Raw genomic sequence first — 14,304 nt, 5'->3', positions numbered from 1 at the left:
ACGTGAAACAGTAGATACAAAAAAAGCCAGACAATAACTGACTGGCTTCTTTGCTGCTTTACGACTCTTGCCCCACTAAGAGACAAGAACAATATAGACTTAGTTTAAACGTCTAAGTTAGCAACTTTCATCGCATTCGCTTCAATAAATGCACGACGAGGTTCAACTTGATCACCCATCAAGGTGGTAAACAATTGGTCGGCACCCACTGCATCTTCAATACGAACTTGAAGCATGCGACGGTTTTCTGGATCCATGGTGGTTTCCCAAAGTTGCTCAGGGTTCATCTCACCTAGACCTTTATAGCGTTGCACATACAGGCCACGTTTTGATTCTTTCATTAGCCATGCTAACGCTTCTTCAAATGTCGAGACTGGTTGCACCCGCTCACCACGTTTAACGTATGCACCTTCTTCTAATAGGTTAGATAAGGTTTGGCCTAAACTAGTGATCTGCTTATATTCACTTGACGAGAAGAAGTCATAACCGAATGCATAGTCAGTATCAAGACCATGTAAACGTATGGTGATGACAGGAATAAAAACGTCATTCTCTGCATCTTTAACTACTTTATGACTGTAAATAGCACCACTGGTTTCTTCATCGTTTAGCTCATCGATAATCAAGCTAACCCAAGATTCTACTCTTTCTTCTTCCGCTAAATCAGCTACGGTTAGCGGCTCTGAATACACTAGCTTATCCATGGTAACGATAGGATATAGACGCGAGAAACGTTGAATCATGCTATCTACGTTACGATATTGAGTAACAATTTTTTCTAAGTTTTCGTTACTGATCGGCGGAGCTTGCTCATTAACATGTAAACTTGCGTTATCCAATGCCATGCCTGTGAGGTAAGTTTGCAGCGCGCCTTCGTCTTTAACGTAGGTTTCTTGCTTACCTTTTTTCACTTTATAAAGAGGTGGCTGTGCAATATAAATATAACCACGCTCGATAATTTCAGGCATTTGACGATAGAAGAAGGTCAACAGCAGCGTACGAATATGCGAACCATCGACGTCGGCATCGGTCATGATAACAATGCGATGATAACGTGTTTTATCAGGGTTATATTCATCACGGCCGATACCACAGCCCATCGCAGTGATAAGAGTTGCAACTTCTTGTGAAGATAGCATCTTGTCAAAACGTGCTTTCTCTACGTTAAGGATTTTACCTTTTAACGGTAGAATAGCTTGAGTTTTACGATCACGTCCCTGCTTAGCACTACCACCAGCAGAGTCACCCTCCACTATATATAGTTCAGAAAGAGCAGGATCTTTTTCAGAACAGTCGGCCAGCTTACCGGGTAGTCCTGCAATATCTAACGCGCCTTTACGACGAGTCATTTCACGTGCTTTACGGGCGGCTTCACGAGCACGGGCAGCGTCAACAATCTTGTTAACCACCGTTTTCGCATCACCTGGGTTCTCTAATAGAAACTCAGATAGTTTCTCTCCCATGGTTTGCTCTACCGCAGGTTTCACTTCTGATGAAACTAATTTATCTTTAGTTTGTGAAGAGAACTTTGGATCCGGAACTTTAACCGACACAACAGCGGTTAAACCTTCACGAGCGTCATCACCGCTAGCACTGGTTTTCCCTTTTTTGTTGTAGCCTTCTTTTTCCATGTAATTGTTCAGTGTACGCGTCAGTGCGCCACGGAAACCCGCTAAGTGAGAACCACCATCGCGCTGTGGAATGTTGTTGGTAAAACAAAAAATATTTTCTTGGAAACCATCATTCCACTGCATTGATACTTCAACTGAAATACCGTCTTCACGCTCATGACAAAAATGGAATACTTTTTCGTGAACGGGGTTTTTGTTTTTATTCAGGTATTCAACAAATGCTTTAACACCACCTTCATAACAGAAGTGATCTTGTTTGTCTGCTTCACGCTCATCGCGCAAAATAATTGAAACGCCCGAGTTTAAGAACGATAGCTCGCGTAAACGCTTTGCCAGAATATCGTAATGGTACTCAATGTCTGCAAACACACTTGGGCTTGGCCAGAAACGAATTTCGGTACCTGTACTATCAGTTTCACCTTTTGCTTCTAATGGCGCTTCAGGTACACCTAAGTGATAAATTTGCTCATGGACACGACCATGGCGTTTAATTTTAATGCGTAACTTATCTGACAGTGCGTTTACAACTGACACACCTACCCCGTGTAAACCACCGGATACTTTATATGAGTTGTCATCAAACTTACCACCAGCATGAAGTACCGTCATGATAACTTCAGCGGCTGATACCCCCTCTTCCTCGTGGATATCAACTGGGATACCACGGCCATCGTCTTTTACTGACACCGAACCATCAAGGTGGATGGTAACCACAATGTCTTTACAATGACCGGCCAAGGCTTCATCGATTGAGTTATCAACCACCTCGAATACCATGTGGTGCAAACCTGAACCATCATCGGTATCACCGATATACATGCCCGGACGCTTTCTTACCGCATCCAGCCCTTTTAACACCTTAATACTCGACGAGTCGTAAGAGTTCTCTGACATACCAAGATCTCACTTATTGCTCTGAAACGTTTCCGTGTTCCACGTGGAACACTTTAATTTGTTGCCCAAATAATTCTTCTATCTGCTCTTTTTCAATTGCAGTGATGAACACTTGAGCGCCGGATTCGGCAATATGTTTTGCCAGGGGTATACGTTTTTCTCGGTCCAACTCAGACGCAAAGTCATCAATCAAGAAAATACATTTTGTTGAACCAACCCCATTTTGGAATTTGCCTTGGGCAAGCCTAAGGGCACAAACCAATAATTTTAACTGACCTCGAGACAACACGTCTGCAACCGGCACTCCGTCAACCTTAACGCGTAAGTCCGCTTTTTGCGGCCCTATGCTGGTATATCCAAGAGCTCGGTCTCGTTCAAAGTTTTGCTGCATGTACTCCAGCAAATCTCGGCTTTTATCCCAGCCTTGAAAAAACTCAATACTGAACTCAAATTCAGGCAGAAAATCCTTTGCCGTATTCAATATTTCTATTTCAAGTCGCTTAAGATAATCGCGTCTAAGCTGAGTAATGTGTAAAGCACGCTCACCCAGTTCGTTGTCCCAAAATCCAATATCCCGATAAGAGCGTGCGGTTTTTAACGCCGCATTGCGCTGTTTTAATAAACGCTTCACTCTTAACCACTGCGGGAAAAAAGAAGGTTCCACATGGAACACTCCCCAATCTATAAAACTACGCCGCCCCTTAGGTCCACCCGTTAGTAAGCTATAGCCTTCTGGGTGGATTAATTGTAGCGGTAGCAGTTCTGCCAATTGCGCGAGTTTATCGGCGCGTTGACCATTAATTTTTAACTCTGTATCACCAGTACGAGACTTTCTCAAACCCAGAGGTAAGGTTTGATCATCGTGTTGAAAGCGCGCAAATAAAGTAAATGCATCTTGCTCATGCTGTACGATCCGTTTGGTGAGATGGGAGCGAAATGACCGCCCTAATCCCAAAAAATGGATCGCTTCCAAGATGCTGGTTTTGCCACTGCCATTATTACCCAGTAATAAGTTCACGCCTAAGTCAGGTTTTAAACTGGCCTCTTTAATATTTCGAAAATGGCTTAAATTAACCTGAGTAATGGCCATGTTATAAGCGCATTGGCATCACAACATACATAGCGTCAGAAGACTCATCGGCTTCAATCAAGGCACTACTATTTGCATCACGCATGATGATCTTAATCCGCTCACATTTTAGCGTATTTAGTACATCCAGCACATAGCTAACGTTAAAGCCGATCTCTAATTCGTGACTAGGAAAGCTAACATCCAATATTTCTTCTGCTTCTTCACGCTCAGGATTGTTTGCGGTAATTTTTAATAAGTTCTCAGACAGCGTTAAACGCACACCACGGAACTTTTCATTCGAGAGAATAGCGGCACGGGCAAATGCTTGCTTAAGCTCTTCACGACCCGATGAAAGAATTTTATCGCCATTATCAGGAACCACGCGACGATAATCAGGGAAGCGACCATCAACTAATTTACAAGTGAAGGTAAACCCAGCGGTAATAGCCCGAATATTATTACTACCAATTTGAATTTGCAGTGCCTGATCGTCATTGTCTAACAAACGAATCAGCTCTAATACCCCTTTGCGTGGCACAATGATCGATTGGTTCTGTAATGGCTGCTCAAGCTGAACACTGCACATGGCTAAGCGATGACCATCGGTTGCGACACTTTTTAGCTCGTGGCCATCGGTTTCAAAATACATGCCGTTTAGGTAGTAACGTACATCTTGGCTGGCCATGGAAAACTGCGTGCTTTCAATTAAGCGACGCATCTGACTTTGCGGCAAACTAAACTCAACAATACTCTGCCAAGATTCAATATTGGGAAAATCATTCGCAGGCAATGAAGATAAGGTGTAGCGACTTCTACCCGAACGTAAAATGACCTTATCGTTTTCTAACGCTAAACGAATATCTGATTGATCTGGTAAACCGCGACAAATATCGAGTAGCTTGCGCGCGGGTACCGTTGTACGTCCAGGCTCAATATCACCTTCTAAGGGCATTTGACCGATCAACTCTACTTCCAAGTCCGTGCCCGTTAATGAAAGTAAATTATCACTTACCTCAATCAGTACGTTACCTAAAATAGGTAGCGTGGGACGACTGCCTAATGCGCCAGTCACAAGTTGTAGTGGCCTTAGCAAGGCTTCTCTGTTTATAGAAAAATGCATGGTCGCCTTTCCTTTACGATGACAAGGTTCTAATCAGGTTAGAGTAATCTTCTTTTATATCGTGGCTTTCTTCACGTAACTGCAAAATTTTACGACAAGCATGAAGTACAGTCGTATGGTCGCGACCACCAAAGGCATCACCAATTTCAGGTAAGCTGTGGTTGGTTAGCTCTTTTGCCAGCGCCATTGCGATTTGACGTGGACGAGCCACGCTTCGGCTACGGCGCTTCGACAATAAGTCTGCCATTTTGATCTTGTAATATTCCGCCACGGTTTTTTGAATGTTGTCGATAGTCACTAACTTTTCTTGCAGTGCCAATAAATCACGCAACGCTTCGCGGACAAAATCAATAGTTGCTGTGCGACCTGTGAAATCAGCATTGGCCCGCACGCGGTTTAATGCGCCTTCCAGCTCACGCACATTTGAGCGCAGACGTTTGGCGATAAAGAATGCACTTTCATCTGGCAAATCAAAGTTATGCTCTGCCGCTTTGCGCTTTAAGATTGCGACACGGGTTTCGAGCTCTGGCGGCTCGATAGCCACCGTTAAGCCCCAACCAAAACGCGATTTTAAGCGGTCTTCAACGCCATCTATTTCTTTCGGATAACGGTCGCTGGTTAAGATTATTTGTTGATTACCTTCGAGTAAGGCATTGAAAGTATGAAAGAATTCTTCTTGAGAGCGCTCTTTGTTGGCAAAAAATTGAATGTCATCGATCAATAAGGCATCCACGCTACGGTAATAGCGTTTAAATTCTTCGATGGCATTACTTTGCAGTGCCTTGACCATGTCTTGCACAAAGCGCTCTGAGTGCATGTAAATCACTTTAGCGTCTTTTTTGTGCTCGCGGATACCATTACCCACCGCATGTAACAAATGCGTTTTGCCTAAACCACTGCCGCCATACAAAAACAGTGGATTGTACGAGCCACCCGGATTTTCAGCTACTTGGCGTGCGGCCGCTCGGCCGAGTTGGTTTGATTTACCCTCAACAAAGTTATCAAAGGTATAGTTTAAGTTGATGTTACTGCGATGAAATATCTCAGGCTTGGCTTTAGGCTCTCGTTCCCAAGGGGTTTTATCACTGCTGTTGCTAAACGAAACAGCTTGTTCTGGTTTTTCTGTCGCTTTGGTTTCAACAATAACTGGCTTACAACCCACCTCAAATTTTAAAATTGGCATTTCATTAGCACAAAACTCAGCTAACAAAGAAGTGAAGTGGTTAAGATATTTATCCCGCACCCAGTCCAGTACAAATCTGTTTGGTGCGTAAAAGGTTAAAACATTATCTTTCAGCTCGGTCTGTAGTGGGCGGATCCACATGCTGAATTCTGTAGCCGGCAATTCATCCTTTAATCTAGCTAGGCAGTTTTGCCAAACGGAAGAAGACACAGATCACTCCAAAACAAAAAAACGGTCGCACATTTTATCCTGCTAAGCCCGATTTCTCTAGGCTTTATATCACCATATTGACAAATTTGCTCCTTGACAAAAACAGATTGCGGTAGATTAAATTTCGGTCTAAGCGTGCAAAATGTGCTGATTAAATGAATTATATTTACGCCAAGCCCTAGCCTGACTATGATTGAAAAATATTAACCTTGAGGATTCAGTAAGATGGAACCTAAAACCAACACGATTAAAGGTTCGATCAAACAAGATCCTTTTGTCCGAAACCTATTCGAGCGACTGCCTGAGGATCTTCATGATAGTTTTAGTGAAGAGCAATTGATCCACTTGAAAGTAGCTTTGGGCGCACGCAGTTGGGGTGAGCATAAAATTGATTTTCGCGGCACCGTTAAATTTTTGCGCTGGCGTTATTATTATGTATTTTTGGCCGGCCGTAACCGTCGTGATCTTACCCGTCGCGAGAGAAACATTTCACGCTTGATCCAAGCCGGTTTGCTCAGTTTATTTTTGTGTTTTTGTGCCGGATTAGGTGTATTGATCCTTTATTTACTTAAATCAGCGGCAGGCATAGATCTCATACCGGGCTTTTCTTTCGGCGTCTGGGGTTGGTTTAAAACCAGCTTTCTCAATTGATCGAGTTTAAGTGCAAAATTTAAACGCTGTGATCTTCTCAGATCCTTGCTAATTCAATAAATCTCTATATAATCCTGCGCACTTTCAGTTTATAACCTTTTATTAGGCACCAATCTGAAACGTGCGCTTTATCTTAGGATAAAAATTGCACAACACGACGGCATTTAAATTGACTTGATTCATTTCAAGGTATAGAATTCGCCCTCTTTTTTGAGGCCAACTGCCATAATGTCATTCACAGCATTATGAACGAAAGCCAACTGTACAGTTAACTGATAACGGAAAGAACCATGAAACGTACTTTTCAACCAAGCAATCTTAAGCGTAAGCGTTCTCACGGCTTTCGTGCTCGCAAAGCGACCAAAGGCGGTCGTCAAGTTGTAGCTCGTCGTCGTGCTAAAGGCCGCACGCGCCTGAGCGCATAATTAGTCAGACGTGATTAAATTATCGTTCGATCGGGAGTTACGTTTGTTAACTCCCGAACAATTCAAAAACGTCTTCAAAGACCCCATTCCAGCCTCATCTCCTCATATTACAATACTTGCTAAACCTAATGGTCTTACCCATCCTAGACTTGGTCTTGCTATACCGAAAAAACACATCAAACGTGCTGTGGGTAGAAATCGTATTCGTCGTGTGGTTAGAGAAAGCTTTCGTACTCGTCAACATCAATTGCCCGCCGTCGACTTAGTCGTCATCGCAAAAGGTGGTTCAGGTGACCTCAGTAATGAGGAATTAGCAAAACTTCTAGGTAAACTATGGCAAAGAATAGTTCGCCGTTGCAATGGTTAGCCATTGGCTTAATAAAATCTTACCAAGTACTTATTAGTCCTTTACTCGGCCCACGCTGTCGTTTTCATCCCACTTGCTCACATTATGCTATTGAAGCAATTAAAATACATGGATCGGTAAAAGGTTGTTGGTTAGCGGGCCAACGTCTTATAAAATGTCATCCTTTAAACCCTGGTGGGTACGACCCTGTTCCTAAACCTAAGAAAAGAGATTAACTAAATTATGGAATCTCAGCGTAATTTTTTACTTATTGGTCTGCTGTTTGTCAGCTACTTAATTTTTGTCGCTTGGACAGAATTTAAGAATCCGCAACCAGAACAACCAACCGTTGTCGCAACACAACCAGCTAACAATGTTCCTAGCAGTGCTAACATCAGCGCTGATGTGCCGATGGCGTCTGCTGATGCCAATCAAGATGTACCGGTAGAGTCAAACAGTGCATCACAAAAGCGCATCACACTAAGCAATGACACACTAAAGTTAGTGATTGATACTGTTGGGGGGGACATAGTTGAAGCAGACTTACTGTTGTACCCAGAAGTACAAGGCGAGCCAGCCCCATTTAAACTACTTAAAAGCGAACAGGGCCATACCTATATCGCGCAAAGTGGTTTAATTGGTCAAGGTCCTGATAGCCACCCTAAAGGTCGTCCACATTACACCACCACTCAAGACAAATTTATCTTAAGTGAAGGGGCGGATAAGGTATCGGCGCAATTATATTTCACTACCGATACTGGCATTAAGTACGTAAAAGTATTTACCCTGCTAAAAGGCAAGTATGAAGTAGACATTGATTATCAGGTCATTAACAACTCAGATGCACCTGTTAACTTGCAACTATATGGCCAGTTGAAACAAACCGTAGTGCCATCTGGCGGCAGCCTAGTGATGCCGGTTTATCGTGGCGGTGCTTACTCTGCACCTTTAGCTGCTAGAAATGATACTCGCTACACCAAGTACCCATTTGATGACATGCAAGAAGCGAACTTAGCCGTTGAAACAAAAGGCGGTTACGTTGCTATGCTAGAGCATTACTTTGTATCGGCATTTATTCCTAGCGAAGAGCAAACCAATGAGCTTTACACCCGTGTGTATGGCACAGATGCAGCTATTGGGTATAAAGCGCCACTGCAAACAGTAGCAGCAGGCAGTGAAGCAACCCTGAGCACGAAACTTTGGGTCGGTCCAAAACTACAAGACGAAATGGCAGAAGTGGGCACACACCTTGACCTTACCGTGGATTACGGCTGGTTATGGTTTATCGCCCAACCGCTATTCCAATTATTGCTATTTTTCCAAAGCATTGTTGGTAACTGGGGTGTCGCTATCATTCTTGTCACCTTTGCTGTTAAAGGTGTGATGTATCCGCTAACGAAAGCGCAATACACCTCAATGGCGAAAATGCGTTTACTACAACCAAAAATTCAACAGTTACGTGACCGCTATGGTGAAGACAAGCAAAAAGTCTCACAAGGCATGATGGAGCTATACAAGAAAGAGAAAGTAAACCCACTCGGTGGCTGTTTACCTATCCTATTGCAAATGCCAATCTTTATTGCCCTGTACTGGTCATTAATGGAGTCGGTTGAATTACGTCATGCGCCATTCTTTGGCTGGATCACTGACTTATCAGTACAAGACCCGTACTACGTGTTACCTATCCTAATGGGTATCAGCATGTTCTTTATTCAGAAGATGTCACCAACAACAGTACAAGACCCGATGCAAGCGAAGATCATGCAGTATATGCCAGTAGTATTTACCGCATTCTTCTTGTTCTTCCCTTCAGGTTTGGTGCTTTACTGGTTAGTGAGTAACTTAGTAACCTTGTTACAACAGTGGCTAATTTTCCGCGAGTTGGACAAAAAGGGGTTAGGTAAAAACGCCTCAGCGTAAACTTAGCTAATCCTTAAGCCATATTAAGAAGGAGCCGTTTGGCTCCTTTTTCTTTATGAACTGCGTATAATACCGAGCAGCGTATATATAATTTGTACCTTCTAATACAACAGGCATAAGCAGATGAATTCAATTGATACTATCGTCGCGCAAGCAACCCCCCTCGGCCGTGGCGGCGTCGGCATTATTCGGGTATCCGGCCCCGCTTGTGAGCAAGTGGCAGAGATAGTATTAGGCAGGCAACCCCGAGTGCGTTATGCCGAATACCTGCCATTTAAAGATGAGCACAACAACGCTCTCGATGAGGGGATAGCCCTGCTGTTTAAGGGCCCGAATTCGTTTACCGGTGAAGATGTGCTAGAGCTACAAGGTCACGGTGGCCCAGTGGTCATGGATATGCTGATCAAGCGAATTCTTCTTATTCCAGGGGTACGAACAGCGCGTCCAGGTGAGTTTTCAGAGCGTGCTTTCATGAACGACAAACTTGATTTAGCCCAAGCAGAAGCCATTGCCGATTTAATCGAAGCCACCTCAGAGCAAGCCGCGAAAAGTGCCTTAAATTCACTGCAAGGTGAATTTTCTAACAAGATACATGAATTAGTTGAAGCCCTTATTCATCTGCGTATTTTTGTTGAAGCAGCCATCGACTTTCCCGATGAAGAAGGGGTCGACTTTCTTTCTGACGGTAAAATTCAAGCACAGCTCTATGCTATTATCGACCAGCTAGCCTTAGTACAAAGCCAAGCCAAACAAGGCGCAATCATGCGCGAAGGCATGAAAGTAGTGATCGCTGGTCGGCCTAACGCTGGCAAATCAAGCTTGTTAAATGCCTTGGCTGGAAAAGAAGCCGCCATCGTCACCGAAATAGCCGGCACCACACGCGATGTATTACGCGAGCACATTCATATTGATGGCATGCCATTGCACATTATCGACACAGCAGGCTTGCGCGAAAGTCCTGACGTAGTAGAACAAATCGGTATTGAGCGCGCTTGGCAAGAAATCAATAATGCTGATCGGGTATTGTTTATGCTTGATGGCACCACCACCGATGAGCTTGACCCCGCCAAAATTTGGCCTGATTTTGTTGAACGCTTACCCAAAAATATCGGTATGACGGTGATACGCAACAAAGCAGACCTAACCGGTGAAACCTTAGCCATCACCGAAGATCACGGCCATCCCGTTTACCGCATCAGTGCGAAAACCGGTTTAGGGCTCGAATCATTACGTGAGCACCTTAAACAGATTATGGGCTATCAAGGCAACAGCGAAGGTGGCTTTATGGCACGTCGCCGTCACTTGGAAGCGCTCAACATTGCAAGTCACCATGTAGATAACGGTAAAGAGCAATTAGAAGTCTATATGGCAGGTGAACTGCTCGCGGAAGAACTAAGACTTGCCCAAGAAGCCTTAAGTGAAATCACTGGAGAGTTTACCAGCGATGATTTATTGACTCGCATCTTCTCCAGCTTTTGTATTGGTAAATAAAACGCTACCCGAATAGTCTACAACTCAGTTTAAGCCCTTATCCCCTAAAGGCTTATCCTGAGTTTTAGTCAATCTAGCCGCCAATGTATTATTGTTCGAGCCAAGCCTCTGCTGCCGCCATATCTTCTAAACTAAAGCCCTTAATGTCTATATGAGGGATAACCGCCCCTTCAAACTCACTGACTTTCTTTACCCAGTCCTTGTCGGTGAGCACCGCAATACGGCGAAACTGCTTCATCAGTGTAAACAACTCTGATAAACGCGACATCTCTACCGCCATCGCCCCTATGGTAGGAATATTAAATGCCGCAATTCGATAGAGCATGCTACCCGCACTGATACCTTCACTTTTTGCGATTAGTTCATCTAACACTAATTTCATTGCTTCGCTGTCCAACTTGCCTGAAACCTCAAGATCAAGACGAGCATCATTCACACGCGTAACTTTAAACATGGTGATTCCTATGCCGTTCCGGTTCAATAATTTGCAATAACGAATCAAGCATGACACATGCTACTTCGCTCATCCAAGATTCTGTTTAATTATATTGCGCTATTAGGCCTTTCACTTGATTAAATGGCACCCGCTCTAGTTGAGCGAAGCCTGCCATTTTTCGGCCTTTAATTTTGGTTAGTACAGGTGTAGCCATACCACATAAAAACCGAGCTTGAGCCTCAATACTGGCAGCATATCCCATCGCGGTTTCATAACTTTGTTGAAAAGGTGATAACCAAGTACTTAACTGCTCTGAGGAAGGCATAGGTACCGCCGCAGCTGCAGGTAATTGTGCCACTTGACCACGACATACCGAGCAATGACCGCAGCGCTCAGGTGCTTGATGATCGGCAAAATAACCCGCTAACCGATGGCTTAAACATTGCTCAGACTCAAAAAAACCAATCAGCTGGCTAATACGATTAATTTCAGCCTGTTCTTTATTAATGAATAATTGGTGTAATTCGTTGGCTAAATTAGGTTGTGAGTGTGGCGGTTGCTGTATTCGATAAACGTCGGTCATCAATTTACTTTCTAACTGAATCATGCCTTTTTCATGTAGATAATCGAGCGCTGCAATAACACGCGTGCGTGCTTGACCATGTTGTTGCCACATTTGCTCAAGATCCGGAGTACACCAAATTTTTGCTTGAACAGACGAACTTAAAATTTGTTGCACAAATACTTGCCGCTCGCCCTGAAAGGCTTGCACTATGGCGTTTTTATCCCATAGATACTTAAACTTATACTCGGCAAAATAACTGTATGCGGGGCGCAGTATGCCTCGCATCTCTAAATAAACCAGTAAGGTTTTCAACGGCAGTTGACGAATGTTGGTTTGGTTAGACAAACGTGTCAACACCACTTCCCACTCAGCAGACCCTTGGCTAATTTCATCCAGGATAGCTTGGATCGCTCGTTGATCAGGCGTGTCACCGTAAACAAAGTTTTCCAACAAAGTTAAACTGGATTTATTGGCCAACACGACACATTGTGACGCTAAACCATCACGCCCAGCTCGGCCAATTTCTTGGCTGTAGTTTTCGATCGACTTAGGCAAATCAAAATGAATCACACGGCGAATATCGGCTTTATCTATCCCCATTCCAAAGGCGATGGTCGCCACAATACAAGTGTAGCTACCGGCCATAAAGTCGGCTTGAATTTGCTGTCGTCTATCTGATTCCATCCCTGCATGATAAGCCTGTGCATTTATGCCCTGTCGTTGTAGTTGCGCAGCCACTTCTTCCGCGGTGTGCTGCAAAGTGACATAGACAATGCTCGGTAATAAAGGATCAGCCGCTAACAGTTGCTGTAACTGAACCATACGCGCAGCTGGTTCCGTTGCCATCACAGCGAGATCTAAGTTACCACGGTAAAAACCGGTCACCACTATGTGCTGGCTATTGATTGCAAATTTTGCCTGCATATCTTGAATCACCGCCTCGGTTGCGGTGGCTGTCAACAAAAGTACCTGTGGAATACTTAGCTGCTTTTGATACTGCGCCAACTTTAAATAGTCGGGTCTAAAATTGTGTCCCCACTCAGAAATACAATGAGCCTCATCGACCACCATTAACGCAATGGGCACTTGTTCAATAAAGCGCATAAATCTTTCATTTTTTAATCGCTCTACTGAAATCATCAGTATTTTGATCTGACCGTTACGCACCCCCTGCATCACCTGCTGTACTTGCTCAAAACTTTGGCTGGAATCGATCGAGGCCGCAGCAATGCCACGCTGTTGTAAAAAGTCGAGCTGATCTTTAATCAGTGCCAGTAAAGGAGAAATAACTAAAGTGAGGTTGGGTAACAAGGTTGCGGGTAACTGATAACAAAGAGATTTACCAGAGCCCGTTGGAAATATTGCAGCCGCTGAGTGACCTTGCATAATCGCGTTAATAACCTGGTCTTGCCCAGGCCTAAGTTGCTCGAAACCAAAATGTTGCTTCAGGGCGCTATGTAGCATAATCATTCCAAATAGTGTTATTAACCTCAGTGTACTTGATTCCCGCTGACCTCCCAAATACATGCATATTCACTATCAGAAATTAAAGTCCATCCTCGAACTAATACTGTTAATTAGTTAATATGAATAGGTCAAATAACGGATAAAGAACGAGCCATGAGCTTAAAATATGTATTGTTAATTACCTTACAAAAAGGCGATATGACCGGGTACGAACTTGCTAAAGAGTACGATGAAAAGTCGGCAAATTTTTGGCAAGCTAGCCACCAGCAAATCTACCGTGAACTAAAAAAAATGGCTGATGAAGATCTAATCAGCTGTATTGAACAAGCCCAGCAAGGAAAACCCGATAAAAAAATTTACAGCGTCACCCCTACGGGTCAACAGGCCTTAGAGCATTGGCTAAGCAAGCCCACGTCGGAGCGCTTATTAAACTCACCTTTCTTGGCAAAATTTATGGCGGGAGAATGCGCCAATGCCAGTGCAATTTTAAGTGATTTAAAAAGATTGGTGGAAGAGCACCAGGCAACTTTAAATATGTATTTAGCGTTTCAAACCGACTTTCCAGATATGAAATACCTGAGCAAAGGCGAAAAACTTGCGTATTTAAGCCTTAAACGCGGTATCGCGATGGAACAAGCTTGGCTTGGTTGGGCCAATGATGTTATTCCAGAGATCCAAGCTTTAGCCCAGCAAGAACAAGCTTAATCACCGCAACCCCAATAAACCTAAGGTGTTCAATTTCAGCAAAGGTATAGGCCAGGTATTGACGACGGCTAGTAGCTAATGGCTTTGCATTAATCCGTGTATTACACGCGCTCTGGAGCATGTACCTTCAAGTTAATTGGGTATACTCCCTTACCATCACCTAATATTAACGATTGCAGAACCAACTA

At 43.8% G+C, this 14,304-nt stretch carries 13 protein-coding genes; 7 read left to right on the top strand and 6 right to left on the bottom strand.

The features are described from left to right. Positions 1 to 104: 104 nt before the first annotated feature. From gyrB to dnaA, 4 genes are read right to left on the bottom strand one after another with little or no spacing between them, the layout of a single operon-like run. Positions 105 to 2,525: a DNA topoisomerase (ATP-hydrolyzing) subunit B gene (gyrB, locus tag Q4519_RS09560; protein WP_232802101.1), complete on the bottom strand. Its 2,421-nt coding sequence runs from the start codon at positions 2,523 to 2,525 to the stop codon at positions 105 to 107. A 13-nt stretch (positions 2,526 to 2,538) separates the two neighbouring features. Continuing rightward, a complete protein-coding gene (gene recF / locus Q4519_RS09555) occupies positions 2,539 to 3,615 on the bottom strand; it encodes a DNA replication/repair protein RecF (protein WP_303511803.1) in 1,077 nt (358 codons plus the stop codon). 1 nt (position 3,616) lies between these two features. Next, the gene (gene dnaN, locus Q4519_RS09550) at positions 3,617 to 4,717 is read right to left on the bottom strand and encodes a DNA polymerase III subunit beta (protein ID WP_232802103.1); all 1,101 of its coding nucleotides are present in this window, start codon (positions 4,715 to 4,717) and stop codon (positions 3,617 to 3,619) included. 13 nt (positions 4,718 to 4,730) lie between these two features. Then, positions 4,731 to 6,110: a chromosomal replication initiator protein DnaA gene (gene dnaA, locus Q4519_RS09545; RefSeq protein ID WP_232802104.1), complete on the bottom strand. Its 1,380-nt coding sequence runs from the start codon at positions 6,108 to 6,110 to the stop codon at positions 4,731 to 4,733. A 225-nt stretch (positions 6,111 to 6,335) separates the two neighbouring features. On the opposite strand from dnaA, the gene Q4519_RS09540 reads away from it, so the two are divergent. The 6 genes from Q4519_RS09540 to mnmE all read left to right on the top strand — a co-directional run bounded on the left by Q4519_RS09540 (position 6,336) and on the right by mnmE (position 10,943). After that, positions 6,336 to 6,761 carry a 3-phosphoshikimate 1-carboxyvinyltransferase gene (locus Q4519_RS09540; protein ID WP_232802105.1) on the top strand — a complete coding sequence of 142 codons (426 nt, stop codon included), beginning with the start codon at positions 6,336 to 6,338 and terminating at the stop codon, positions 6,759 to 6,761. Positions 6,762 to 7,051: 290 nt separating this feature from the next. Then, entirely contained in the window at positions 7,052 to 7,186 is a 135-nt protein-coding gene (gene rpmH / locus Q4519_RS09535; RefSeq protein WP_119910821.1) for a 50S ribosomal protein L34, read from the top strand. A gap of 10 nt (positions 7,187 to 7,196) precedes the next feature. Then, complete coding sequence (gene rnpA / locus Q4519_RS09530) at positions 7,197 to 7,553, top strand: ribonuclease P protein component (RefSeq protein ID WP_232802106.1); 357 nt, start codon at positions 7,197 to 7,199, stop codon at positions 7,551 to 7,553. Further along, positions 7,520 to 7,768 (top strand): membrane protein insertion efficiency factor YidD, encoded by a 249-nt coding sequence (gene yidD / locus Q4519_RS09525; RefSeq protein ID WP_232802107.1) that lies wholly within the window; start codon positions 7,520 to 7,522, stop codon positions 7,766 to 7,768. The genes rnpA and yidD overlap by 34 nt, the downstream gene beginning before the upstream one ends. Positions 7,769 to 7,775: 7 nt before the next feature. After that, positions 7,776 to 9,452 carry a membrane protein insertase YidC gene (gene yidC, locus Q4519_RS09520; protein ID WP_232802108.1) on the top strand — a complete coding sequence of 559 codons (1,677 nt, stop codon included), beginning with the start codon at positions 7,776 to 7,778 and terminating at the stop codon, positions 9,450 to 9,452. A 123-nt stretch (positions 9,453 to 9,575) separates the two neighbouring features. After that, on the top strand, positions 9,576 to 10,943 hold the full coding sequence (gene mnmE, locus Q4519_RS09515; RefSeq protein WP_303511802.1) for a tRNA uridine-5-carboxymethylaminomethyl(34) synthesis GTPase MnmE: 1,368 nt from the start codon (positions 9,576 to 9,578) through the stop codon (positions 10,941 to 10,943). 88 nt (positions 10,944 to 11,031) lie between these two features. Here mnmE and Q4519_RS09510 read toward each other — a convergent pair whose 3' ends face one another. Both Q4519_RS09510 and Q4519_RS09505 read right to left on the bottom strand, forming a co-directional pair. Beyond that, positions 11,032 to 11,397 carry an STAS/SEC14 domain-containing protein gene (locus Q4519_RS09510; protein ID WP_232802122.1) on the bottom strand — a complete coding sequence of 122 codons (366 nt, stop codon included), beginning with the start codon at positions 11,395 to 11,397 and terminating at the stop codon, positions 11,032 to 11,034. An 85-nt stretch (positions 11,398 to 11,482) separates the two neighbouring features. After that, a complete protein-coding gene (locus Q4519_RS09505) occupies positions 11,483 to 13,408 on the bottom strand; it encodes an ATP-dependent DNA helicase RecQ (RefSeq protein WP_303511801.1) in 1,926 nt (641 codons plus the stop codon). Positions 13,409 to 13,564: 156 nt separating this feature from the next. Here Q4519_RS09505 and Q4519_RS09500 point away from each other — a divergent pair, with 156 nt between their 5' ends. Beyond that, positions 13,565 to 14,116: a PadR family transcriptional regulator gene (locus Q4519_RS09500; protein ID WP_232802124.1), complete on the top strand. Its 552-nt coding sequence runs from the start codon at positions 13,565 to 13,567 to the stop codon at positions 14,114 to 14,116. The last annotated feature ends 188 nt before the right edge of the window (positions 14,117 to 14,304 follow it).

This window comes from Motilimonas sp. 1_MG-2023 (assembly GCF_030547455.1).
Lineage (GTDB): Bacteria > Pseudomonadota > Gammaproteobacteria > Enterobacterales > CBDFNC01 > Motilimonas.
The sequence above is the reverse complement of the archived record's forward strand: the minus strand, read 5'-3'. Positions and strand labels throughout refer to the sequence as shown.

Coding starts and splice junctions, on each gene's coding strand:
- dnaN (WP_232802103.1), bottom strand. CDS start 4,717: ATGCATTTTTCTATAAACAGAGAAGCCTTGCTAAGGCCACTACAACTT.
- recF (WP_303511803.1), bottom strand. CDS start 3,615: ATGGCCATTACTCAGGTTAATTTAAGCCATTTTCGAAATATTAAAGAG.
- yidD (WP_232802107.1), top strand. CDS start 7,520: ATGGCAAAGAATAGTTCGCCGTTGCAATGGTTAGCCATTGGCTTAATA.
- yidC (WP_232802108.1), top strand. CDS start 7,776: ATGGAATCTCAGCGTAATTTTTTACTTATTGGTCTGCTGTTTGTCAGC.
- rpmH (WP_119910821.1), top strand. CDS start 7,052: ATGAAACGTACTTTTCAACCAAGCAATCTTAAGCGTAAGCGTTCTCAC.
- Q4519_RS09510 (WP_232802122.1), bottom strand. CDS start 11,397: ATGTTTAAAGTTACGCGTGTGAATGATGCTCGTCTTGATCTTGAGGTT.
- Q4519_RS09505 (WP_303511801.1), bottom strand. CDS start 13,408: ATGCTACATAGCGCCCTGAAGCAACATTTTGGTTTCGAGCAACTTAGG.
- mnmE (WP_303511802.1), top strand. CDS start 9,576: ATGAATTCAATTGATACTATCGTCGCGCAAGCAACCCCCCTCGGCCGT.
- Q4519_RS09540 (WP_232802105.1), top strand. CDS start 6,336: ATGGAACCTAAAACCAACACGATTAAAGGTTCGATCAAACAAGATCCT.
- gyrB (WP_232802101.1), bottom strand. CDS start 2,525: ATGTCAGAGAACTCTTACGACTCGTCGAGTATTAAGGTGTTAAAAGGG.
- Q4519_RS09500 (WP_232802124.1), top strand. CDS start 13,565: ATGAGCTTAAAATATGTATTGTTAATTACCTTACAAAAAGGCGATATG.